At 42.8% G+C, this 25,831-nt stretch carries 15 protein-coding genes and 3 pseudogenes; 12 read left to right on the top strand and 6 right to left on the bottom strand.

Features of this window, described 5'->3' with window-relative positions; all coding sequences use genetic code 11:
* Window positions 1-225: 225 nt before the first annotated feature.
* Window positions 226-3,510, top strand: coding sequence for an Eco57I restriction-modification methylase domain-containing protein (locus tag O9290_RS07655; protein ID WP_288086857.1), 3,285 nt, complete (start codon window positions 226-228; stop codon window positions 3,508-3,510).
* Between the two features lie 6 nt (window positions 3,511-3,516).
* Window positions 3,517-4,080, top strand: coding sequence for a dGTP triphosphohydrolase (gene dgt, locus O9290_RS07650; RefSeq protein WP_288086855.1), 564 nt, complete (start codon window positions 3,517-3,519; stop codon window positions 4,078-4,080).
* On the opposite strand, the pseudogene O9290_RS07645 reads toward dgt, so the two are convergent.
* Window positions 4,040-4,220, bottom strand: a pseudogene (locus O9290_RS07645) (hypothetical protein). The gene dgt and the pseudogene O9290_RS07645 sit on opposite strands and share 41 nt — an antisense overlap.
* Window positions 4,221-4,759: 539 nt before the next feature.
* Between O9290_RS07645 and O9290_RS07640 the strand changes: the two are divergent.
* From O9290_RS07640 to O9290_RS07615, 6 genes are all read left to right on the top strand, one after another.
* Window positions 4,760-9,343 carry a type I polyketide synthase gene (locus O9290_RS07640; protein WP_288058859.1) on the top strand — a complete coding sequence of 1,528 codons (4,584 nt, stop codon included), beginning with the start codon at window positions 4,760-4,762 and terminating at the stop codon, window positions 9,341-9,343.
* Between the two features lie 98 nt (window positions 9,344-9,441).
* Entirely contained in the window at window positions 9,442-9,744 is a 303-nt protein-coding gene (locus O9290_RS07635; RefSeq protein ID WP_002751229.1) for an acyl carrier protein, read from the top strand.
* A gap of 69 nt (window positions 9,745-9,813) precedes the next feature.
* On the top strand, window positions 9,814-11,412 hold the full coding sequence (locus O9290_RS07630) for an alkaline phosphatase family protein (RefSeq protein WP_002760561.1): 1,599 nt from the start codon (window positions 9,814-9,816) through the stop codon (window positions 11,410-11,412).
* 111 nt (window positions 11,413-11,523) lie between these two features.
* On the top strand, window positions 11,524-12,408 hold the full coding sequence (locus O9290_RS07625) for an alpha/beta fold hydrolase (protein ID WP_108936703.1): 885 nt from the start codon (window positions 11,524-11,526) through the stop codon (window positions 12,406-12,408).
* A gap of 67 nt (window positions 12,409-12,475) precedes the next feature.
* Window positions 12,476-13,234, top strand: coding sequence for an SDR family oxidoreductase (locus O9290_RS07620; protein ID WP_002751234.1), 759 nt, complete (start codon window positions 12,476-12,478; stop codon window positions 13,232-13,234).
* Between the two features lie 31 nt (window positions 13,235-13,265).
* Window positions 13,266-14,039: an SDR family oxidoreductase gene (locus O9290_RS07615; protein WP_288058856.1), complete on the top strand. Its 774-nt coding sequence runs from the start codon at window positions 13,266-13,268 to the stop codon at window positions 14,037-14,039.
* 70 nt (window positions 14,040-14,109) lie between these two features.
* Here the strand turns inward: O9290_RS07615 and O9290_RS07610 are convergent, their stop codons facing one another.
* Window positions 14,110-15,600 (bottom strand): hypothetical protein, encoded by a 1,491-nt coding sequence (locus O9290_RS07610; protein ID WP_288058854.1) that lies wholly within the window; start codon window positions 15,598-15,600, stop codon window positions 14,110-14,112.
* Between the two features lie 293 nt (window positions 15,601-15,893).
* On the opposite strand from O9290_RS07610, the gene O9290_RS07605 reads away from it, so the two are divergent.
* Together O9290_RS07605 and O9290_RS07600 are read left to right on the top strand one after the other, a co-directional pair.
* Window positions 15,894-16,859, top strand: a complete 966-nt coding sequence (locus tag O9290_RS07605) for a sulfotransferase family protein (RefSeq protein WP_045357573.1) — start codon at window positions 15,894-15,896, stop codon at window positions 16,857-16,859.
* Window positions 16,860-17,028: 169 nt separating this feature from the next.
* Window positions 17,029-18,534: an IS5 family transposase gene (locus O9290_RS07600; RefSeq protein ID WP_288058852.1), complete on the top strand. Its 1,506-nt coding sequence runs from the start codon at window positions 17,029-17,031 to the stop codon at window positions 18,532-18,534.
* A gap of 54 nt (window positions 18,535-18,588) precedes the next feature.
* Here the strand turns inward: O9290_RS07600 and O9290_RS07595 are convergent, their stop codons facing one another.
* The 3 genes from O9290_RS07595 to O9290_RS07585 form a co-directional block, all read right to left on the bottom strand.
* Window positions 18,589-19,338 (bottom strand): hypothetical protein, encoded by a 750-nt coding sequence (locus O9290_RS07595; RefSeq protein ID WP_045357567.1) that lies wholly within the window; start codon window positions 19,336-19,338, stop codon window positions 18,589-18,591.
* Between the two features lie 91 nt (window positions 19,339-19,429).
* Window positions 19,430-21,544, bottom strand: a complete 2,115-nt coding sequence (locus O9290_RS07590) for a PPC domain-containing protein (protein ID WP_288058849.1) — start codon at window positions 21,542-21,544, stop codon at window positions 19,430-19,432.
* Window positions 21,545-21,641: 97 nt separating this feature from the next.
* Window positions 21,642-22,886, bottom strand: a complete 1,245-nt coding sequence (locus O9290_RS07585; protein WP_288058847.1) for a serine hydrolase domain-containing protein — start codon at window positions 22,884-22,886, stop codon at window positions 21,642-21,644.
* Window positions 22,887-23,299: 413 nt separating this feature from the next.
* Between O9290_RS07585 and O9290_RS07580 the strand changes: the two are divergent.
* Window positions 23,300-24,052: pseudogene (locus O9290_RS07580) on the top strand (ISL3 family transposase); the annotation flags it as partial.
* 12 nt (window positions 24,053-24,064) lie between these two features.
* Here O9290_RS07580 and O9290_RS07575 read toward each other — a convergent pair.
* On the bottom strand, window positions 24,065-25,213 hold the full coding sequence (locus O9290_RS07575) for an IS4 family transposase (RefSeq protein WP_288086853.1): 1,149 nt from the start codon (window positions 25,211-25,213) through the stop codon (window positions 24,065-24,067).
* A 106-nt stretch (window positions 25,214-25,319) separates the two neighbouring features.
* Here O9290_RS07575 and O9290_RS07570 point away from each other — a divergent pair.
* Window positions 25,320-25,613: pseudogene (locus O9290_RS07570) on the top strand (DUF29 domain-containing protein); the annotation flags it as partial.
* Window positions 25,614-25,831 lie beyond the last annotated feature (218 nt).

Here is a 25,831-nt window from a genome sequence, read left to right as displayed (position 1 = left end):
TTCCCCCCAATCTTTACTAGGGGATAACTCTGTACTACTTTACTTCCAGTGAGAGAAAGTGAAGTATTGACCGCCATTCGTGGCATCCTAGAGATAGGTGGTAAACCTTGACAATTGCATTGATAATAATTGATGGTTTTGTTGGATTTACTCTATACATTGTCAAAGGGCGGGTAGGCAATCGCTTAAGAGGAATAATCGAAATCAGTTTTGGAAGTTGGGGAAATGCCGGAACGATTACTAAGACTAGACGATTTAAAGACTTTAACTAGCCCCGATGGGGTAGCGTCCCTATTCCATCGGTTAGGTTACGATGCCGAAGCGCAACCTCTAAACCTAGAGGACTTGCAGTTAACTTCCAGAAGTGCCGAAGCTGTCTATGATGCCTACCTGATTGCCGATCAGGGGAATGGGGGATTACAGGTGTTGCTGTTCCAATTGCAGCCGGAGGAGTGGTCTTCCCCCAGTGTTGCCAGTAGTCGCATGAAAGCGATCGCTTCTCAGGTAGGTCGTCGTGATACCGAGTTTCTCTTATTGGCAACCAAAGACTATAACCAATTGATGTTGGTCAATCCCCGCAAGAGCTTTGACGATAAGATGAACCTCAAGGCCAGCATCAGAAAACTTTTAATTGACCGTACCAATCCTACCGCTTACGACCTCGATCGATTGGAAGCGATCGCTGTCAGGGATAAGTCACCGCAGGAACTCTACAAGGTACAGTGTGAAGCCTTTGATGTTGAGAAGCTGACTAAGAGTTTCTATAGGGGATATAAACAACTGTTTGATCAGGTTCAGCAGGCAGTAAAGTTGCACAATGACCACCCCTATTTTGAGGACTCAGACCGTTTGCACCAGTTCTCCCAAAGGTTATTGGGACGATTGATGTTCCTCTACTTTCTCCAGAAGAAAGAGTTTTTGGCGGGGGATCGTCGTTTCCTCACTACCCAATACAAACATCTAAGACCCGACCCCGATGACACAGAATATTACACTAGCGTCCTCGAACCCTTATTTTTCCAGACGTTGAACCAACAGCGTCCCAATCTCGATTCAAAATGGGGTAAGATTCCCTATCTCAACGGCGGTCTATTCGATCGAGATTATGGTCCGGGAATTAGGGACACGGCGGGGCGGCCGACACCGGAAACCATCATTTTACCTAATGGGCTGTTTGACCCGGGGAATACGGATAGTATTCTCGGCTTTTTTAATGGTTACAACTTCACCATTGCCGAGAACGTGGCGGGGGATGAAGACGTGGCGGTTGACCCGGAGATGTTAGGGAAAGTATTCGAGAATATGCTGGCCGCTGACGAACGGGGACAATCGGGGACGTTCTACACCCCCAGAGGCATCGTCCAGTTCATGTGTTCTGAGGTGTTGTCCCGTTACCTCGCTGATGAGACGGGGATGAGCTTAGAAGTTTTGCAGAAGTTGATTGATTATGACCCTGACTTACCCGATTCAGAGTTCAATCAGTTGATGACTCCTCAACAGACTAAAAGTCTAAAACAGGCGATCGCTTCCATTAAAGTGCTTGACCCTGCCGTAGGTTCGGGTGCGTTCCCTCTCGGTATGATGCAGGTAATCCTGAACGTGAGACAGGCCGTAGCCAGACGGGAAGGGATGAAAGTTTCTAGGGGAAGTCTCACTATCAGCCAATGGAAACGGGATATTATTGCCAATAATCTCTACGGTGTCGATATCAAACCAGAAGCGATCGAAATCGCTAAATTGAGGATGTGGCTGTCTCTGGTAGTGGACATCCCCAACATAGAAGATGTGGAACCCTTGCCTAACCTAGACTACAAGCTGATGTGTGGGGATTCCCTCATCTCTACCATTCACGGGGAACAGTTAATCCCAGACCCTACCAAAACTCAGCAGGGGATGTTAGCCGTTACTCCTATTCAGATTGCGATCGCTCCTTTACTTGAGCTAGAAAAAAGATATTTTGATGTCCAGACGGAAGAACGTCATCGACTACGGGAACAGATACTTGAAGCTGAGGCCAATGTGTTTCGGGTGGCGGTAAGCGATCGGCAGCAGTATTGGTTAGGTAAGCAGAAAGAATTAGAAACCGAGATTAAAACTATGAAAGGTAAGGTTTCTAGAACTCAGGAAAAGGAAAGGAAGGAAATTGCCGATAAGTTAACTAATTTAGCTAAGTTTGCATCTGAGGTTGAAAGCGGAGAGCGATCGCTTAATTTCTTCCAGTATCATCTCCATTTTAGAGATGTATTTGAGTCTAAGGGCGGGTTTGATGTGGTGATTGGCAATCCGCCTTATGTGAGGGCTGACTGTGGAGAGAAACATTTAGCCACGCGCAAAGAAATTGAGGCTAGTGGTGACTACGAAACATTGTGGGAAAAATGGGATTTATATGTAGCCTTTATTGAGCGTGGATACAAGTTACTTAAGAAAAATGGCTTGATAACTATGATTGTTTCTGATGGTTTTTGCCATGCTAAATATGCCCAGAAAGCTCAAACATGGTATGTAAAAAATAGTAAAATATTAAGGCTTGATTTTCTCAGTAAACTCCAGTTTTTTGATGCAGCCGTTAAAAATATAATATTCTTTTTTCAAAAATCAGACGGGAAAGTTTATAAACCTGAGCGTTTGGTTCATTATAATCAATTTGGACAAGTTAACATTCTATCAACTACTAAGCAAGAATATCTAGATTATCGAGTTTTTTTTCCTGAAGATAAGCAGACTAATCAGTTCTCTGTAAACGTAATACCATTGGGAGATATTTGCTATCTAAGCGTAGGCATGGTTGTTAATTCCCATGAAAAATTAGCTCAAGGTTTATTTAAACTACATGATTTAGTTTCAGATACAAAAGATCAATTGCATTCTAAACGCTTCGTAGAAGGCAAAGACCTTGATCGCTGGCTACCATGTAGATACAAATGGTTGGAGTGGGCTTCTGAACGCGCTCCAGCATTATTTCGCCGACCTACTTTTCCAGAACTGTATGAAGCTGATGAAAAATTACTAATACTAAGAATTGCAGGAAAAAAAATTCGAGTATGTTATGATCATGCACAAACTTTATCAAATCATACAGTGATAGTATGCCTTTCTTGGCATAATTTATCGGATGTTAAAAATAATTCTTTAAAAAAAGCCGCTAGATATATTTATGAAAAACCATCAAGTGCTAATTTACCAAAGCGTGAAGAATTAGAAAAAATTAGCAGGAGTTTTGCTGTTAAATTCCTTATGGCAATTATGAACTCTTCTATTGCTTTTGAGTTTCTTCAATCTGTTCGTAAGAGTAATACTGATCTATATCCAGATGACTGGAAAAAACTGCCTATTCCTAAAGCCACCCCAGAGCAGCAGAAGCCGATTATCGAACTGGTAGATAAAATCTTGACAATAAAGTACAATAATAAAACTGCTGATGTGTCAAAACTTGAGGCAGAGATAGACGATAAAGTTGCTCACTTATATGGGCTGACCGATAAGGAAATGAAAATTATTAGGGAGGAGTAATTGATTATGTATGACCAAGATTTATGTCAGTTTGCTCAACATTTAGAGGAAAAACTTAGTAATTTTCAAGACAGGGAACACGAAGTGCCTAATGATCAACGTGGCAAGAACAGAAACGAATACAGACGAGATTATGCCAGAGTTTTATACTGTTCCTCATTTCGCAGATTACAGGGCAAAATGCAATTATTAGGAATAGATCCTACCAACTTTCATAGAAACAGATTAACTCATAGCTTAGAAGTTGCTCAAATTGCTGGAGGGATAGCTAGACATTTAGGATTAAAAAATCCTATTGTTACTGAAACTTGTGCCTTGTCACATGATTTAGGCAACCCGGCTTTTGGTCATGCAGGTGAAAGGGTTTTAAATGAATTGTCTCAAGACATTGGGGGTTATGAAGGCAATGCTCAAACTTTGAGAATTTTTCGCCATTTAGAGAAAAAACATTATGCTTATCCTGGACTAAATCTTACACTAAGAACTCTTTTAGGGGTCACAAAATACTTTTACAAAAAAGCAAAAAATCCTAAAAAGTTTGGCTCTTCGGGACTTGGTATGGTTCGATAGGGGGGCATAAATCGACTAAATCCTTATCTGGCAAGAGATTTAATTGATTAGTTCGCTCTAGATAGAAAACAATTGGCCAAAATCGAAGCAATGCCTTTCTCTATAAGGGGTCCATCCCTTATAACCCCCGTCCATTGCATAACACAAACCGAAGAGCCGCATAGTATATTATATGGTTAACTATAAACTCTGATAGGTCGAGAACCATTTTATGAGAACGACTAAACATAAAAACCGACTCACGGGAGACATCTATACCGTAGCATCGAAGCCGCCGATGCACCTGGGCGGCAATAGTCCACCCTCGATCAATACAGCGTTCATTAAAACTGATGTTAGAATAAAAAAGCCAACGCACCCAGGTGTGCCAAGATGGGCGAATTGGTGGTTCTCGCCAGACAAAAAGCTTGACCAAAGTAAAATACCTGACAACAAGGGCGACATCGTTTGTAAATGAGGAATCGCAACATAATCAAGTTTTGTTATCTGCTGCCGGGCAGTCAGTGGATTTAAAACAGATGCTTGTGGAGGGGAATCTGGACGGGGTTTCAAGACAGAGATGACTTGGGACTAGACAAACCCGATGAAACAAGAATCTCCCGTCAAGCTACGCTGTGACGGTGAGAGTGTCAATGTAAAGCCGTGCTTCTAGCACGGGGTTTCCCACCCAATTTTTCTGATGAATTCGGCAAACTCACCTGCTCAGATTGCGATTATTGGCATGGCTGGACTGTTCCCAGGCGCCAAGGATCTGGCTACCTACTGGCAAAATATTCTCAGTAAGGTCAGCGCCATTCGAGAAGCCCCTGATGACTGGAATCCTGCTAATTCTAGCGATGACAATGGCGGCTTATATACCCGTAAAGGGGGGTTTCTTGATGATATAGCCGAATTCGATCCCCTAGAATTTGGCATTATGCCCAACTCCATTGAGGGGGGCGATCCCGATCATTTTCTCTCCCTGAAAATTGCCCGGGATGCTTTGAAAGATGCCGACTATCTTGATCGCCCTTTCAACCGGGAAAAAGCTGGCATTATCTTGGGGCGCGGCACTTACTTCAATCGGGGTTTTGGCACGGTCATCCAACATGGTCTGATCGCCGATCAAACCATAGAACTGTTACAGCAAATCGTCCCCACTCTCGATGCCCAAACCTTGGGCCAGATCCGCCAAGAGCTAAAGGCCAGCTTGCCCCCCTTTAATGCCGAGATGTCCCCTGGATTAGTCCCTAATGTGGTGACTGGACGCATTGCCAACCGCCTCGATTTAATGGGTCCTAACTACTTAGTGGATGGAGCTTGCGCTTCCTCTTTGATTGCCGTTGATTTAGCAATCCAAGAACTGTTGAGCGGTCGCTGCGACATGATGCTGGCGGGGGGAGTCCAAGCCTCTACACCACCCCAGGTTCACATGGTCTTCAGCCAACTCGATGCCCTCTCCCGTTCTACCATCAAGCCTTTTGACCAGTCTGCCGACGGAACTCTTCTCAGTGAGGGCTTGGGAATTTTAGTGCTCAAACGCCTAGCTGATGCCCAAAAAGACGGCGATCGCATCTACGCAGTTATTCAAGGTATTGGCACTGCCAGCGATGGCAAAGGTTTGGGACTGTTAGCTCCCCGTTGGCAAGGGCAGGTACTGGCCATCCAGCGAGCTTACGAGAATAGCGGCATTGATCCAGACACAGTTACTCTTGTGGAAGCTCACGGCACGGGGATGCCCTTGGGAGATAGGACAGAAATTAAGTCCCTCACCCACATCTTTGGCCAACGTCAAGGGGAGATGCCCCACCGGGCCATTGGTTCGGTTAAATCAGCGATCGGCCACTGCATTCCCGCCTCCGGAGCCGCCAGTCTGATTAAAATGGCTTTAGCTCTTTATTATAAAGTCTTACCTCCTACCCTCTGTCAGCAGCCTCACCCCTGTCTAGAGGAAGAAAAGACTTCATTTTACGTCAATACAGAAGCCCGTCCTTGGATTAACGGACAGAGCAAAGAACCCCGTCGTGCTGGTATTGATGCCTTTGGTTTTGGGGGCATCGATGCTCACGCCATTTTGGAAGAATACGATCGCTCCCCTGATCTCCCAGAGAGGAAGCTGCCCTGTTCATGGCCCACAGAATTGTTCATTTTTTCGGGAGAGGAGACAGCCAATCTCATTGATTTAGTTGAACAGGTAGAGCGGCGGCTGCAGTCATCCCCCAATCTGCTCCTTTCTGACTTAGCTTATACCCTAGCTAACCGTAATCCTAGCCCTCACCGTCTGGCTATAGTTGCCAGCGAGAAGACGGATTTACAAGCCAAACTCCAACTGGCCAAGTCAAAACTAGCAGAACCTGGACGGACTCGTTTCCAGACTCGCAGTGGCATTTACTACGCTCAGGTACATCCAGAAGCCGAAGTAGGTAAAACCGCTTTCCTATTTCCGGGAGAGGGATCTCAGTACCCCAATATGCTCTCAGATCTCTGTCTCCACTTCCCGAAAGTGCGGGCTTGGTTCGACTTTTTAGATGATATATTTGGCAAAAATAGGAATTATCCGCCAAGTTACTTTATTTTTCCGCCGCCCACAGGCTTGAGCGAGGAGCAACGCCTCCTAGCAGCCAAAGAGTTGTATAACCTAGATCTGGCAACGGAGACAGTCTTTACTGCTAGTATGGCTCTCTACGAACTGCTCAAAGATATGGAAATCCAGTGTGACGTGATGGTTGGTCACAGTACGGGAGAAAATACAGCCCTGATTGCATCTGGAACTATCCAACTGGCCAGCCGCCAAGAAATGGGGCAGAAAATTCTTGAACTTAACCAAATTTACCTAGATTTGACAGCAGAAGACCGCATTCCCCGAGGGACTCTGCTCACTGTTGGCGCTGTCGAAACTGCCATTTTGGCGGAGATGGTCGCCCAATCTTCGGGGCAACTCTACCTAGCCATGGACAACTGTCCTAACCAAGCCGTTCTCTTTGGTAATGAAGAGGCCATCAAGCAAGCGGCCAATCAACTCAGGGAATTAGGGGGAATCTGTACCCGTCTGCCCTTTGATCGTGCCTACCATACGCCCTTGTTTAACCAAGTGGCAGAAGCTCTCAGGGAATACTATCAGGGGTTGACCGTTGGACCAGGGCATACCCAACTCTACACTTGCGCTACGGCCGCTCCTTTCCCGCCAACACCACCAGAAATTCGAGAATTGGCCCTGAGCCAGTGGTCGAGCCAGGTGCGCTTCCGGGAAACGATTGGCCACCTCTATGAACAGGGAGTCAGAACTTTTGTCGAGGTCGGTCCGTCGAGCAACCTTAGCAACTTCGTTAGAGATATTCTCTCCGGGCAAGACTGCTTGGTTCTGGCAAGCAACAGCCAACGTCGTTCCAGTCTCGAACAAATTCAACATCTGTTAGCCCAGTTATTTGTCAACGGTCGCGCCCTCAATTTTGCTCCTCTCTACCAATACCGGCAAGTGGACCTAGTAAACCTAGAGACTGCCTCTCTAGAAGCAGCAGGCAACGGTAGGCAGAAAAGGCTCTTGGACTTGACCATGCCCAAGATGAAACTTACATCAGCTTTTGTCCACACCCTTGAGCAGAAGTTCCCCTCTGTGCCGCCAGTGGCAACGGGTAGAGAGGGCCAAGTCCAGGAGAATATTGAACTAACCTCAACTTTGCCGGTTTCCCCCCCAGAGAAGCCCCCTTTACAAGAGCAGATTTCTTCCCCCAGTTTCTCTGCCAGCTTCCCCGATATTCGTCTTCCTGTCTTCTTGAGTCACTTGGATTTGATGGAAGAATTCCTCAATAGTCAAGCTAGGACGATCAGCAGTTTCTATACAAACCCATTCTCCCATCAGCAGCAAGAAGCGGTTGGTCTGCCTTGGGTTGATGTAGAATCTGTTCCCCTCAGCTTTTCAGAGGCTTGGCCTTTCCTAGGGGAGATTATTGAGAAGGGCGAAGGCTACCTCTACTGCCGGCGACATTTCGATCTCCACTGGGATGACTTCATTTATGACCATATGCTAGGGGGCCCCTGGTCCCATCGGCAGCCTAGGGAATTTCCCTTGCCCGTGATTCCCTTCACCGTCAGCATGGAAATTATCGCAGAAGCTGCTGCCTTTCTCTGTGATGGACAGCAATGGGTCAGTCAGGTTGACAACGTGCGTAGCTATCGCTGGCTGGCTCTGGAACGGGGATACTTGGTTCTCGACATCGTTGCCCAACTGCAAGAGCAATTAGCACCAGATATTTGGGATGTCCACGTCCAACTGTTTCAGCCGTCGCGGGGCAGCGAGCGCCGTTTAGTCTTTGAGGGTGATGTCAGGCTCACCTCTCAACTAAATCCATCACCACCAGCAACCCCTTGCCAGTGGCAGGACTCCCAACCGTCACGCTGGTCAGACGAGCAACTTTATACGGAAGGTATGTTCCACGGACCGCGACTCCAGGGGGTCAAGCATATTCGCCAGGTCAGCCAGCAAGGGATTGAAGCTGATCTAGAAGTGATGCGCGTCGATAATTTTTTTAGAGATATTGCCAGACCCATCTTTCAGATTGATGCGCCACTTTTGGATGCGGCCGCCCAGTTAGTGGCCTACTGGGGTTCGGAGTTCTTTGGGGTGAATTTTCATACTTTTCCTTTCAGTGTTAGGGTTTTCGAGCAATATGCTCCTCCCTTGCCTGCCGGAACTCCCATCTCCTGTCGTGGTTGGTTAAGCTTTGACGGCGAGCGACAGCTTCAAGGTAATTTTGAGTTTCTCAACAGCGAAGACCTTGTTATTGCTCGCGTGTTCGGATTACTGGAAATCTTTATTCGTGTCCCTCTGGAGTATCATCAACTCCGCCGGGAGCCGCAAGTGGCCTACTGGTCCGAGCCTTGGCAAGAGGAAGTAGGTATGCTCTCCCGTCGGCTGACCTTAGTTCCCGTCAACTTTTTAGACGAATTGGGAGGGGTGATTAAATATATCATCGCTCACCTGATTTTCACCCAATCAGAGCGAGAATTTTGGTACAGTTTACCAGAGCAGGGTTCCGATCGTAAGCAGTGGCTCTTAGGGAGTTTGGTGGCCAAGGAAACTATTCGCCAGTTTGCCTTGCAAAAATTTGACTTGGCTCTGGGCCCCCTAGACGTGCAACTCTTCCCCACCGAGAGCGGTAACTTGCAAGTGTACTGCCCTCCACTGGAGAGGATGGGAGTAGTGCCTGAGGTTTCAATCAGCCAGAATCAGAACGTTTTTGTCGCCGCTGCGGTTGAACCAAGTATTGATAATCAAGAAAACTAACAGGCAGCGTTTGACAAGAGCGGCTAAGTGACTATAATGTAAACACAACATTAATTCTTGTTCAGTTGTTGTTTTTGAAAAGTGAGGTTAATTAATTTATGTCTGGGAAACAAAGTTTAATTTTTAGCCAAGAAGATATCGAAGCCCAAGTAATTGCTGTCTTAGAAAATATGACGGCCGATTGGGAATTGGAGGATGGCGGCAAAATAGATACAGAAACTCGCCTAATGGAAGATTTGGCTTTTGAATCGATCGATGTGGTGCAGTTGGTAGTAGCACTAGAAAAGAACTTTGAGCGCAAGGGATTACCCTTTGAACAACTGTTTATGAGGGATGGAGACTACGTTGATGAACTGGAAGTGAAAGAGATTGTTGAGTTCCTGCACAAAAATCTACAATAACTATAACAACTAATAGGAACTTGATACTCCCACGGGTAAACGCGTGGGATTCTTTGAAAGAGGATTTTTATGAATAAAGTTTTGATGATTGGACTCGATGGAGCGACCTTCTCTCTCTTGAATCCTTTGATGGAGGATGGTGTTATGCCATTCTTGCAGCGATTTGTCAAGCAGGGAGTGTGGGCAGATTTAATGTCAACCCCTAATCCCCTCACCCCGCCAGGATGGGTATCGATGATCACTGGCATGAGTCCTGATGCTCACGGTATCCATGATTTTTTGTATCCTGAACAGGTTGGCGAACAAATCTTTCTCAAGGTCAATGACTCCCGCAATGTTCGCTGTGAAACAATCTGGTCGATGGCCAATCGCTATGGCAAACGAGTAACGGCTTTGAACTTTTTTGGCATGGCTCCTCCCCCGCCTCTTGACGGCTATTCCATCTCTGGTTTCGTCACTTGGAAGCATTTACGGAGTGCCACCCACCCCTCTCAACTAATTGATACCATCAAAAACTTGCCTAATTTTGACTACAAACATTTAGGCATGGATATCACGGAAGAAAAGAAAACCATTCAAGGCATACCAGAAGAAGAATACGAAGATTGGATCGCCATTCATTCCCAGAGAACGAAAACTTGGGCTGATTTACTCGCTTATCTGATGACAAACGATCCCACGGATTTAACTGCCATTGTCTTGGACAGTCCCGACAAGCTGCAACACTTTTTCTGGCGCTATCTCTATCCTCCACTGATGGGGACTGATGCCGATCCAAAAGAGAGCCAAATTCGCGAACTCTGTATTCAGCACTATCGAGATTTAGACGGCATGATCGAGCAGTTGGTGCAGTTGGCAGGACCTGAAACTAATGTCCTTCTGACCTCAGACCATGGATTCGGCACGACAACAGAAGTTGTGTATCTCAATGAATGGCTGGCCCGCCAAGGATACCTAACTTGGGGGGAAACAGCCCGGACGGATACGGACGGCAAGTTAACAGCAGACAGGATGAAAGATCATCTCATGCTGATTGACTGGCAGAAGACCATCGCCTATTGCCCTACCCCTAGCAGTAATGGAATTTACATTAAGAAAGAGACTCCTCTCAATCATGGTGTTAAAAAAGAAGATTACCGGCAATTTTGCCAAAGCTTGCAGCGACAACTTCTTGACTACAGAAATCCAGCCGACGGGGAACCGATCTTTCTTGAAGTCACTTTAAACCGAGCTAAACTTGCTGGAAGACCAGAAGCGGAAAATTCCCCTGACATGACTGTCAGGTTGCGGGATGGGGGCTTTGTTTCCATTTTGAAATCCACAGAGGTGGTCAGGCCTAGAGTCAAACCCGATGGAACTCACCGTCCGGCTGGAATTTTCATCGGTTCTGGTCCTGATTTTGTCAGCGGCCAACACTTACAACCTCTATCTATTCTCGATATTACGCCTTTGTTGTTATACTGCTTGCAACTGCCAATTCCCACTAATCTAGAAGGAAGAGTTCCCCAAGAAGTTCTCAAACCTGAAGTTCTTAAGGCTCGTCCCATTAATTATCAAGACTTCTCTGACAGTTGGGAGAAGGAAAGTGACGAAGAGGAAGCAGAAATTTCTGAGACCGAAAAGGAGGCTCTTCTCCATCAACTTCAGTTACTGGGTTATATGGAATAAATCTGATTAAACATCTCCCAGAATTGGGTTATAACCGTTATGATACCGATTTAAAATCCCAGTTTCCGGAGATGTCTAATCTAACTTTCTCAACTTTACCCTTTAAAGACAATGCCTACAGTTCAAGTTGATCCAGTTCACCAGATATCCTTAAACTACCAGTGCTTGGGAGAAGGGGAAGATTTATTGCTTATCCATGGGCTAGGAGCTAACCTAGCTTTTTGGTATCCCGGTATCGCTTCTGCCCTGGCCCAGCACTACCGCGTGATTATTTATGACCTCAGAGGCCATGGCAAAAGTACAATATCTGACTCTGGCTATACTCTGACTCGGATGGTACAAGACCTGCGAGTGCTGCTTGAGTATCTCGAAGTCGAAAAAGTTCATCTTGTCGGGCATAGTTTTGGAGCGAGGGTTGCTCTCCTTTATAGCATTTCCCATGCTCAGCAAGTTAAGTCTCTGACAGTAGCAGATACTCAATTACAATGCTTGCAAGCCAAGATGCGGCTGCGGGATTGGCCTCATTGGCAGAGTTGGCGACAAAAACTTCTAGAACAAGGAGCACCCCTGCCGTCAGAAGATCAGATTATTGATTTTCACCTGCTCGACCAGTTGAATACAACTGTCAATGAACTGACCAAACCTTCCTTAAAAAACCGTGATATGGGCAGAAAAGGAAAGGAGCGATGGCAAAAATTGATGGCAACTGCTGCCAAGCAAGAATTTGAGCAGGAAACTGAAATAACGACGGCTAAATTGTCACAAATTATTCAACCAACTCTAGCAATTTATGGAGAGAAGTCTCACTGTCTGCCGACTTGCTCCCAGTTAAAGAACTTACTTCCCAATTGTTCGGAGGTAATTATTCCAGAAGTAGGACACTTTTTTCCCGTGATTAAACCCGATCAATTTGTGCAAGTGATCTTGAATTTTTGCCAGAAGGACAATCGGTTTTTAGAGAGAAAGTTGTTGGTCAGTCCAGCTTTAGAAAAATAGTGATAACTACTGCTTTTCTACAACAGCATCTCCGTCATGACTTGAGAAAATTGGGAACCAACAGTCCATGTCTAATCAGCAGAAAGTGGCAATTGTTACAGGTGGCAGTCGAGGCATTGGTAGAGCGACTTGTTTAGCTCTTGCTGGGCAAGGCTTTTCTGTTGTCGTCGTCGGCACCAACCCTGAGCGCATTGAGCAGACTCTCAACTTAATCAATGATAAATGCAATCCTTCCCCAGCTTCCCATCTCGGACTAGCACTAGATGTTAGGAAGGAAGCAGATATGGAGGAAATGGTCAACCAAGCAGTCGCCCATTTTGGTAACATTGACTTACTTGTTGCCAGTGCTGGATTGGGGAAAAAAGTCAGATCAGATCGTTCACTGCCCCGTCCGACTACTGAACTTTCCTTAGATGAATGGCACGATCTCTTGGAAGTTAACCTAACAGGAATATTCTTAAGCAATCGTGCCGTTTTGCCGATCATGATCTCACAAGCATCGGGTCAGATTGTGAATATTTGCTCGTCAACAACACCCTATGGCTTAAGGGGGGAACCTTACGCTCCCGCTTATTGTGCCTCCAAGTTTGGCGTGGTAGGATTAACTGAATCCCTTGCTGAAGAGGTGCGCCCCTATGGTATTCGTGTGCAAGCAATCTTTCCTGGTTTGGTAGAAACTGGCATGATTGCTAAAACTGCGTTAGCCCGTCGTTATGGTGGACTGCTCACAGTAGAAGATGTGGCAGCAATTATTGTTTATTTAACTCAACAGCAAGACGATACTGTAATTGTCCACCCCCACCTACTTCCTGTTTTAGAAAGATAATCGAGGGGATTGTCAAGGAGAAGATTCAATTATGAGCCAGCAAACAGGGTCTAATTTAACCGATCAAGTCACAATTATTACAGGAGCTAGTGGAGGCATTGGTCTTGCCTGTGCCAAGCGACTCTTGAACCAACACCATAAAGTGGTATTAGTAGATATCAATCCAGAAAAATTGGCTAGTGCCGTCGAAGAATTAGTTACAATTGCTCCACCAGAGCAAATTCTCAGCTTGGTACTTAGTGTCTGTGATGAAAATGATATGGCGGCAATGGCCAGCAAGACAGTAGCTCATTTCGGGCGGATTGACAACCTCATTGCTTGCGCTGGTATTCTGCGAGTGGGAGAAGATTTGAAAACAATCTGGCAAACCTCTTTGGAGGAATGGCGGGCAGTGATTGAAACTAATTTAACTGGGACTTTTTTGAGCAATCGAGCCGTTATCCCCACTATGATTGAACAGAAACAAGGGGATATTATTAATATTTCTTCAGTTTCTGGTCGTCAAGGTCGGCCCTTCGATGGCCCTTATTGCGCTTCCAAATTTGGCATTATCGGACTGTCTGAATCCCTGTCGGAAGAAGTTTCCGCTTGGGGAGTGCGGGTACAGACTATTTTACCAGATGCTATTGATACACCTCTGTGGAATCAAAATGGCCCAAGTGTGCCTAAACCAACTTACGCTCTTCCTCCAGAAAGGGTGGCTGAGTTTATTAGCTATCTTCTGAGTTTACCTAGAGATACTTTCTTGCTCAATCCCGTCCTGATGGCTTTTAAGAGCCGCAAAAAACGTACTAAGATTAAGTAACGGACTGGCCTAAAATTGATACTCCCGCCGATAAATCGGCGGACTTCTGCTAACAGTAAGTTAAAGGTTACTACGGCCTACCGAGCCAGACTTCTAGCCCTCCTCGCGGGTTGTCAGTATAGACCCACTTGCCATTTTCCCTCACGGCGATTTTAGGTGCAAAAGGATTGGCCGTACCCGCAAAAAATCCGTGGGGAGTCGAAACTAAATTTCGCAAGCCAATATTGTAGGGATTGCCAAACCCATGCTGCTCCACTGGCAGCCAGTTTTCTCCGTCATAAGTTCGCCACAATTCAAACCCACTTTGATTTTTGATGAGATTTTCTAGTCCCACTTTATCCAGATAGCGCCGCGCTCGCTCTTCCAGTTTAGTGTGATCGAACCAAGAGAGAATAACACTACCATTACAAGTTCCTAAATAAAGCCAACCGTCATGAATTCCCATGTGCCAAAAATAGCCATTAAAGAAATTGCCAAATCCTGGTTGTAGATAGCTAATAGGGCGTTTTTCGCCTTGGGGAGTCTGACGGGGGGAGCCCACCACTAGCTCCCAACTATCATCCGCAAAGATGCGGATCAATTCCCCAGGTGCAGGTCCGATGCGATTGATAATATCATACCCAGAGTTTTGAATCGCACTCCCCACATATAAGGCATCGTTGAAAACCATCATGCAGGCTGCAATCTGGTTGAGCGGGCCGCGATAGGCTCCTTGGTCAATCACCTTTACCCACTTATAGGGGGGTTGGCCCAGACAGTCACTCCGCCAAACTTGGAACCCAGTACAATTGAAAGTACCGGCGTAAAGCTGATCTCGAAAAGGACAGACAGCAAACACGGCTTCATTGGTCGGATCACCAAAACCGTTAAGGCTACAGGGCTGCCATTTCCCTCCCAGAGGATCACTGCTTTCGTAAATAATGGTGTAGTCTGAGGTATTGTGCTTACTGTTGCGAGAGCCAGTGGGAGAAGTATATAGCTTACCACGAAAGGGAACTAAAAACCTGATGCTGGTGATCGGCAGGCCGACAATACCATATTCAGAAGCAGGCTGGAAAGTCTCTCCATCTTCAGACCGTAAGATTAAAGCTCCAGGCGCTCGGCCAGGGCAGGTACTCGCCACATACAGGGCTGGCTGGGAATCGGATTCTCCTTGGAAAACCATCATGTGGCGGTAGCCCATCTCCCTCGGCACCATTCCCCCCTCACTGCCCATTACCATTGGAGATTGGTACACATATCGCCATTCTTCGGTCACGGGATTGTAACGCCAGATTTGGGAGCGTCGATCTACTTGCTCATATAAGCCCTCCACATCATCGGGACATTCAATTGGCCAGACCTCAAGCCCCCATTCTTCAATGCAGCGATGTAACTTGAGGGCACACAAAAGGGAGCGCGTTGTGCCGACAAATAAATGATTGTTAAACCAGGCCATTGAATGGGCATGGGTGTTGTGTCCATCGCCAAAACCATTTTCGCAGATCTGTGAGAAGTTATGAAATTTAAGTCCAGGAGAAGGAGATGGATCGAAAGGACGTTGTCTGACCGCAGTAACCATACTGTTAAATCTAGTTAATTAATGTTTAGCTTGACAACATCATATTAAGCAACCGCTCAGCGAGTGTCAATCAGCCAGTACCATCGACAATCTGGGTAACTATCGTGGCGGGGGGGCAAAAATCCCCCTAACAGGGAAAATCCAGAGCAAGGCTTGCTCTAAAGAACAGGGTTGGGACGATGGGACTGGAGTCACTGAGTCGATCCCTGACAATTTCACGACAATTGTGATAGGCTGGATTAGTCTAAGAAGTTCTTTTCTTATATGTCCACCACTGCACTTGCTTTTGGATTATGTCAGTCTTACAGCCTCTTTTTATTCTCGCTTCTCCCCGTTCTTTTACTTCATTGACTTGCGGTATGTTAGGTCAACACCCAGATTTATATGGAGTGGCAGAACTCAATCTATTCTATACTGATAATGTGAAAAATTATTTGCAAATATTTAGAGATGAGGGACAGTTCAGAAGGACTCACGGCTTACATCGAGTCATTGCTCAACTTTTTGCCGGAGAACAGACCATTGAATCTATTCAGTTGGCTCATCGGTGGTTGATGAATCGCTACCATTGGAGCAATGGAGATATTTATTGGGAATTATGTAAGAAAGTACAGCCTCTCAGGATTGTTGATAAATCTCCCGCTTATTCTCTGTTTCCTGAAAGTCTTGTTCGCATTCGAGAAACTTTTCCTGATGCTTATTTTTTACATCTAGTTCGCCATCCTAGAGCTCAGGGAGAATCTGTCATGAACCTGATGCCGAATGTTCGCTATGGAAAAATCATAGTTAAAAAAGTTTTTAGTATCTCTGATACGAAAACGGTTAACCCCACTATGATTAATACATTAGATACTTCACAAGAAAAACCAGTTCTTGATTATCAGTTTCTTTGGTATCGTATGCAGTATAGAATTATGGAATTTATGAAAACCATTCCCCCCGAAAGACAAATGCGCTTGCGAGGAGAGGACATTTTAGGTAATCCCCCCCATTACTTTGAAATGATTTCTAATTGGTTGAAAATCTCCTGGAGCGACGCGGCCTATGAAGCTATGTTGCATCCAGAAGACTCTCCTTTTTCTTCGCCTGGCCCCCTAGGAGCGCAGTTTGGCAACGACCCTAATTTTATGAAAAATCCAGTTTTCAGACCAAGAAATATTAAAATTCCTAAACTAGAAGGTAGTCTTCCCTGGCGAAGTGATGGCAAAGGATTTGCTCCCAAAGTTATAGAGTTAGCCAGAGAGTTAGGATACGAGTAAATTTTTGGTACTGCTTTTCCAAAATTTACTAATTAGGGTTTGCTGAATAACTGTGAAATACTTATGATATAAGGATTACAGCCATATTAAATTCCCAAAAAGTCAAGAAAAAGGGATAGAAAACGGCTAAAATTGCTAAAATACCCTTGCACTTATCCGACAAGAACAGATGTACCGAAAAACGAACGAGTCTTCAATTGCCCCAGAAAACTTTGAGTTGCCTTTTGAGGGAAAATTATCAGCAGATAATCGCTGGATAATAATGGCAGAGTTAATTCCCTGGGAAGAATTTGAAGAAGAATATGCCCAAAATTTTGACGAAGAAATGGGTGCGCCAGCCAAACCATTTAGGATGGCATTAGGAGCATTAATTATTAAGGAAAAATTAAAAACAAGCGACAGGGAAACCATAGAGCAAATCAAGGAAAACCCCTATTTACAGTATTTTCTAGGGATGTCAGCCTATAGTAATGAAGCTCTATTTGATGCGACAATGTTCGTTAATTTTCGTAAAAGAATCAGTAAGAATTTAATCAATAAAATTAATAAAAGAATGGTGATGAGAGAGAGAAAAAAGAAGGAAATTGCAGAAAAAAGTGAAAGAAAAGAAGAAGAAAAAGAGAGTCAAATAAAAAATAAAGGAAAATTAATATTAGATGCAAGTTGCGCCCCTGCTGATCTAAGTTATCCCCAGGATTTAGGGATATTAAATCAAGCAAGAAAGAAAACAGAAAACATTCTAGATTGTCTCTATCAAAATTTGAGAATCAAGCTGAAGAAAAAGCCAAGAACTTATAGAAAAAGAGCGAAAAAAGATTATTTAAAAGTAGCCAAAAAACGTCGTTGTTCTCAAAAAGAAAGACGAGAAGCTATCAAGAAGCAACTGCAATATATCAAAAGAAATCTATCTCAAATAGAGAAATTAATCGAGGGGGGATCAGAGTTAAGTAGTCTCAGCAAAAGAAACTACAAAATGTTGTTAGTGGTGACAGAAGTTTATCGTCAACAATTGTGGATGTGGGAAAATAAATCATCGAGAATTGATGATAGAATTGTGAGTATAACCCAACCACACATCCGCCCTATCGTTAGAGGAAAAGCAGGAAAACCAGTTGAATTTGGAGCAAAAATCTCAGTAAGCTGTTTTGAGAGTTATGTATTTTTAGACCATTTAAGTTGGGATAATTTTAATGAATCTGGGGACTTACAAGCGCAAGTAGAAGAGTATAAAGAATTCACAGGATATTATCCAGAATCAGTTCATGTTGATAAAATTTATCGAACTAGAAAAAATCTAGCTTGGTGTAAAGAAAGAGGAATTAGAATCAGTGGAGTTCCTCTAGGAAGACCACCTAAAAATATTAGTAAAGAAACTAAAAAACAAGCTCTTGAGGATGAAGGAATTCGGAATGCAATTGAAGGTAAATTTGGTCAAGCAAAAAGAAGATATAGTCTTGATTGTATCATGACAAAACTTGATAAAACTTCAGAAACTGACCTTGCCATTACTTTTTTAGTCATCAATCTTTCTAACCTGCTTAGACAGGTTAACTGTCTTTTTTTGTCCCTATTTCTTTATACATCTAAATTTAGCTTTATTCATCCCTCTTTGATTAGAAAAGATGATAAAAAAGCTGATTTCTCAACAGAAAAACTTATCTTAAATTCGGGCTGATTTTTGAGAGTTTTTGTTTTTTACTTTTTCAGCAAACCCTAATTAATTACTGAATTAATTAGTAAATAATATATGAAGCAATTTAAGCTCTTTTTCAGCTTCTTGAAGTAATACCTGTAACCAAGAAACTCGATATTCTAATTGTTCTTTGTAACGATTAATCTCTTCAGGTGTACTTGAAGTTAAACAAACCACAGAATGAGTTTCAGATTCAAAATCCTGTTGCATTTTAGCGATAAATTCGCTAACTTGATCTTCGGAGTAATCATTATCATTTGATTCATTTTCTGTAATTGTAGAAATTGGAGTATCAACTGACTTCTGGAGGGCAGTTTCTAGTTTGCTAATTTGTTCTTGTAATAATTTCTTTTCCTGTTGTAGATCGTTAATATTTTCTAGAAATTGTTTACGTTCTTCGGCAAAAACTTTCTTGATGTCAACCCAACTAAATGCCAAATGTATTAACTCTTTTGGTAGATTTAAATCGACATTTATATCTCTATTTTCATCTTCTGTAGCTTTGGTTAACTCGAATTGCAGCCACTTTATACCTTGAGAATACTGGTCGTGAATCATTGATTTAAGCCGATAAACTAGGTATCCAACTACAATAGCTATTACCAAAGACATCAAAATCATAATAGCAATATTTAGTTGAGAAGCAAGATTAGGTTGTTGAGCAACTTGACCAGCAACCTCAAAGGTGAAAAGTACATAAACAAAAATTAATCCAGAAATTAGGTAAACACTTACTAACTCTTTAGTCTTTAGGGAAGGTTTTTTTCTTGTAGGATAGTTAGACATTATAGATTCCTCTTTGGTAATAGATAGTTGATGCCATTAATTTAATTTTAGTCTGAAACAAACAATTTAAAATATTTCATCTATTTCATTTTCATCCGATCAAATTAAAATTATCAACAACAGGTATATTTGGTTGTATTTCAGAGCCTAATACTGAGTTGGTTCCCAGTCCTGTATCAGCTCGATGAATGGTTGAAACACCACCCACTACTTCAGTGGTGGAATAATAAATAAACGCCTTATCTTGAGCCTGAGTTACATAAGCTTCAGGATCGGGAATTTTGTTTGAGTTTATCGTTCCATTATCGCTACTAACTCGACGTAATTTCACGAGTCCGTCTTCTTCGTTTGGACCTACACCTGAGAACCACACCTGTTGACTACCATCTAGTACCCGCTCTCCCTTAGGTCCACCTTTGCTGATATTAAATGCAATGTAGGAGTGGCCATTGATAGTAAAAGGTTCATGTCCTGTAATGATAGGCAATTCAGGTACAGGACTGACAATCGTCTGTATTTTGGTCCACTGTCCATTTACTTTACGATAAACTGAATGTTGGTTGGGACGGAAGTTATTATCTATCGTTGTCTCTGCGACAAAAAAGATCAACTCATTGTTAAATTCTGGCGCTCGAAACATGAAAGCATCCCCAACTTTGTCGGTCGCATCAAAGGTCAGTTGTTCCAAGCTATTAGTGTCAATATTGAACTTAAAAAGTTGTTCATAACCAGCAACTTCTTGAGTTAGCAAAATGGAGCGTTCACCTTCCACCCACCTCCTGCGTTCTCCGGGTAAGATACCGCCTATACCCTGATTGTCTAAATCTGCCCAAGCTGACAATCTTACGGTTGTGTTTCCTACTTCAATATCTTTCAGATAACTTAACAAGCCAAAATTTTTATCCAGATGAGTTAGAGGACTAATTCCTTCAAGGGGATTTCCCTGTGAATCAATGATCGATCCTTTCTTCCAGGTTGTCCCGGTCCATTCAGCCTTGTTAAAAACAATCTTGCCATTAACCGTCTTATTATATACGATTTTCAAGCTGTTTCCGTAGGCCCATTCAGGGCCATTTTCAGTTTTTCCTAATGAGGGTAAACCATTATCCAGAGCTTTTATGTTATCTAAAAGCAGAAAACCAGTTTCAGGATCGATAGGAGCCAACTGGAGAATTCCATTGTCGTTTATCCCACCACCGGCTTGCCAAACTGCTTGAGAACTTAAGGAATCAAATTCTGGGTCAGGAAGAGGAACTTCTGGATTAGAAACAAGGACATCATCAACGATGTAGGTGGCAGAAACGGTTAGATTATAATTAGTGGAAATTGATAGGTTTCGATTGGATCGAACCAAGATATAGTAAGTTCCTGGATCTAAACTTTGAGTTAGAGATTCGTCTTCATTCCCCTTGTTGACAGAAAAATTAATTGTCTGACCTAGAGAATTTAGCAAGAAAACATTAGCATCAGCGGTCATTCCACTGAGCTTTAATTGAAGTTGACTATTTGATAGTAAATCAAAGTTGTAAAAATCTAGTTGATCTTGCTGACTAACCGAATCGGAAAAACTTTGAGAAAAGGGAGTGGCATCAAGTAAACCAATTTTTTTTGCAGTTTCTGGCGTATCATCAGAACTGTATTTATCTATATTACTGTTTCCGTAACCCCATGTAGAGTTATTTCCAATTTTTCCCGATGAGGATAAACTATTATTGATAGCTTGTGGGTTATCTAAAACCAGAAAACCAGTTTTAGGCTCGATGGAAGCCACCTGGAGAATTTCTTGGTCTTTTACCACACCATTGGTTTGCCAAATTGCTTGAGAACTTAAAAAATCGAATTCTGACCCAGGAAGAACAACTTTTGGCTCGACGATGTAGGTAGGAGAAACGGCTACATTATAATCAGTGGAGATTGATAGATTTCGATTGGGTCGAACCAAGATAGAGTAAGTTCCTGAATCTAAGCTTTGAGCTAGGGATTCCTCTTCATTCCCCTCGTTGACAGAAAAATTAATTACCTGACCTAGAGAATTTAGCAAGAAGACATTAACCTCCGCCGTCGTTTCACCGAGCTTTAATTGAAATTGACTATTTGATAGTAAATCAAAGTTGTCAAAATCTAGTTCATCTCCCTGACTCAGCAAATTGGAAAAAACTTGAGAGAAAGGAGTGGTATCAAGTAGATCAATTCTTGGTTTAATCATAAAATTTAACCTCATCAAACTAAGCTAGTGGGTAAAGTGATTAAGTGAATTTCAACTAAATCTAAGAATAACTTAGTTGAAGGATCTAAGGTGATTCTTAAGATTTTAAAGCTTGCCAAAATTTTCTGTCAGAAAAACCAGATCTTCTTCTATTGAGTAAAGAATCTCGAATTCCTTTTGATTGGCGGACTACGACTAATTTTTCAAGTCGGCTAATATACAAACGTTGAGCTCCTACTCCCGCTGCAAACACTAAATCTGGTGGAAAGAGTCCAGATATAGGACGAACATCCGTTCCTCTTATTAAAGGGGTAATCATTGCTCTCATACTATCAGGCATATCCCTATTTAACCACCAACTTAATCCATATGCAGGATTGACCTTACTTCCCTCAAAGCATTCTTTTAACAAAGAACTTTCTAAATATTTCTGTCCTCGCCAGACTCCCATCTGTCTGATAAATTCACCATACAACGCCCAATTCCTAGCAGTTAGTTGCGCCCCATGAGCCATAAATGAATGACCATCAGCAGCTTTTCTCCAACCTCCTATTTTAATACCAATAGGGCTTAAAATTCGACGCTTGAGGTAAGAAACCGGGTCTTCCCCCTTCAGTTTTCGCAACATCACTGCTCCAAATATTTGGAATGGTACTTGTCCGTAAGCAAATTTAGTACCTGGTTCATCTAATACAGGCATGGCTATAGACTGCTGATAACTAATGTTAATAGAGGCGCGGTTCCCTGCTGCTTTAGGAGTCTGAATGCCGCTCGTTAGGTTGAGCAATTGTCTGATAGTTACCTTTTCTTTGAGCCGATTACCTTGCCATTCTTTAATAGTCCGAGCTACTTTCTCATCGAATTGAAGCAAGCCATCTTGAACAGCGGATGCGGCAATAATGCCTGTAAAACTTTTCGTTCCGCTCGCTAATTCAACAGGCTGGTTGGCTGCGCCGCCATTATCGTAGGCTTCACAGACAATTTTCCCATCATACATCACGAGCAAAGAAGTGCCTTGATATTTTCGACTGTATTCTCTTGCTTCCTGACAGCCAGCATATACTGGTTGAAGCAATGCCAATTCTAAACAGTGATAGAATAGAAGACTAAACAATATGCTGATTAATGTGTTCTTTTTTATAGAACCATAACCTCTATTTTCAGAGCTTGCCACATCTGTGCTGCTATTGAGCCTGATGGTATCATCGAAACGGCTGTCTTCCTTAACTTTCTTAGCAAGAGTGTGTTGCCGTCTTGTGAAGCGAGACAGAAAAGCACTATATGCTTGTCCGTCGTTAGCGGTGATTTTAACTGCCGACGGAAATGAAAATAAAGGCAGCATCAATTTAGTCTCCTTTTAGTCTCCTTGGTTTTGCGGCATTTCAATTGTACTCCACATTACTCAAAAACGTCAAGTAACCGTTCAGTACCTTTCAGGATGGTTGTCAAGCAGCTAGTAGCATTGGTTTTGTGGGAGAAGTCTCCCCGACTCGTCCCTACTCAGTCTTAGCTTAGAAAATCGAAAAGTACGGAAGAACTAAAAAAGCCAATCCTGCAACAACCAAAACAACTCTGGCTCTTCGGGAATTGTTATGCAAATAATTAACTTAAAATAAAATTCGATGAGAGTACCTAAGCTCAAAAGTAGCTGAAATTCATACAGGGAGGGACTTGAGGCACAAAAGGGTTAATACCAAAAGATAGACAATTGAGTTAAGATTTGATATAATAGCCAAAAACCCGAGTATTTTACTTATGATGCTTGACAAATTTTTGAACCTAAAAGGAACGTCTATTCAAGGCTATCTACACCTAGAAAATATCGGTATAGTTTGCCGAATCGAATCGAAAAATAAAAAAGCAACCTGTCCTCGTTGTGGGTTAGAGAGCGATAAACTCCACCAAAATCATCGACATTTAGTCAAAGATTTACCAATCTCAGGTCAACCAGTGTACCTACAAGTTAATCGTCGTCAATTTAAGTGCGGTAATTGTCAGAAACCCTTTAGCGAAGAGTTAGATTTTGTCGCCAAGAAACGAACCTATACGAAAAGACTAGCCGAGAATATACTCGAACAATTAAAAGAAGGAGATATTTTAAATGTTAGTCGAAGAAATGACGTAACGGAAGAAGAGATTCAAAGAATGATAGAGGACATCGCCGAAGAAATTACAGAGCCAGACTTATCGAAATTAAAAAGACTAGGAATTGACGAAATCGCTCTAGTCAAAGGACAAAAAAATTACTGTGCGGTTTTAGTAAATTTAGATACGGGAAAACTAATAGCTATTCTAGAGAAGCGAACACAAGAAGAATTGAGTAAAACGCTTACAGGGTGGGGAAAAGAGGTGTTAGAGCAAATTGAAGAAGTGAGCATAGACCTTTGGTTGCCCTATAAAAATTTGGTGAAAGAATTGATGCCATCGGCCGAGGTAGTCGCCGATAGATTCCATGTAATGAAACAAATTATAGCGTTTCTGATTCACAAGAGGTACATTCCTGAGAGGGGGACAAGCGAGCTAGAAGGTAGATAGGGCAAGCGATATCGCTCTTTGTCCTTTGATGTAATCCTTCAACCGATAGCGGCTAATTTGCATTAACTCTTCTATATTTTTTTGGAACATTTGATGTAGCTGGAGCCAATGATAGAGATGTTGACCCACATAAAAACTACTGTGTCTGCGTTGACCTTTATATCTTTTTTCAGGTCTTGTGACATATTTTTGGATTCCCATATCCTTAATTTTTTTACCTTGCAGTGTGGCACTTGTATAGGCGATAGCTATAACAATTATCAGCTTTGATAAGTATTGCGGTGCTAATTGAGAACCTTCTAAGCTATAGCCTCCCGACTTAAAATCTCGGAACATCTCCTCAATATCAAATCTTTTTTGATAGGCAATTATTGCCGTCTCTAAATCCCCAAAATTTGTCAGAATATACCAAGGTTCTTTTGTTTGAAAACCCCGATAGGTTTTTTTCCACTTACCAGCTAAGTTAAACTGTCCAAATCCCTGCTCTTTTGTAATATTGACATCATTCAAAAATAGTTGAGTTCCTGGACTTAAACCTAACTCTCTCATTTCTTGATAAATTCCTTCTTTTGTCTTGACATTTGTACTTTTTTTTTGTCTTAAGCAAAAGTATAAACTCTGCTTCTGAAGCCACTTTCCAAGACTGACCGAGCAAAATTCTCTATCTCCTAACACCACGATTTTATGACCTGATAGCACCTTCAATATTTTCCCCAATACTCGCTGCTGTTCTTCGAGATTACTACTTCCTTTTTTATCCAATATCTCCCAATAGATTGGGATGGCTCTCTTGTCATAAATTAGACTCACCATCAAGATATTTATTGCTCCCCAACTTGTCCGGTCTATGGCAATATACGCTAATCCTTTTGTTGTGAATCTCTGCTGCTGTTTTAACATCTCTTTTAGGCAGAGAAACCAGATTTTTTCAATATTCAGAATTTCCAGCTTTAAAAATCTTTTTAGTTTTTTTCTCCGACTCTCAAACAGGATTGGTATTGGTAAGGCTTCAGCTAATATCTCTAACTTAGCTTGCTTTAGTATTTGCAAGGTTCCAACTATCATTAACAACAGTAGATATCTGGCTCGTCCCAGTTCATTTTCTAGCACTTTCTGGTATAGTTCACTTATCATTTTCGTTATTTAGGTCATATATGGTAAATATGACTTATCTTTTTTTGGAGTCTGTGTCTGTATTTTATGCTACATAAGCTTTTCAGCTTGTTTGTCCCCCTGTCAGCGCAACCGGTTAACCACCATCTTAGAACAATGCCTCAAACTTTGCTATACTGATTACGTTGAGGATTATCGAGGTTGGCAAGAAACTATTAGGCGCAGTCAACGGGAACTAGAAGAACTTTTGAGGGATTCTCCTAGTTTAAAACCCTACTGGGATCAAGTATTTTTAGATTGCTATGCCACGGCTTTAAAAAGCTTGCGAGATAACCCCGATTATCAATCCTTTAACTTTCCCGATGATTGTCCTTTTTCCCAAGAAATTAGTCAGATTTTACAGAAAAAAGTTTGGCGATAAAATTATCTTTAAAAGTTTGTCAGTGGGGTTAGGATATAGGAGTTAGGAGTCAGTAGCCGGTCGTCAGTAGCCGGTCGTCGGGAGGCAGGAGATTATTTTATTTATTCTCCCCACACCCCACACCCCCCAACCCCCACCCCCCCACCCCCCACCCCAAACCCCCCTAAACCCCAAAAACCACCCCCCCACCCCCAACCCAAACACCCAAACACCCCAAA

It is taken from the genome of Microcystis sp. LE19-41.2A, from assembly GCF_027530405.1.
In the GTDB taxonomy this organism is placed as follows: domain Bacteria; phylum Cyanobacteriota; class Cyanobacteriia; order Cyanobacteriales; family Microcystaceae; genus Microcystis; species Microcystis aeruginosa.
Note: the sequence above shows the minus strand (reverse complement) of the source record. Positions and strands in the feature narration are given on the sequence as shown.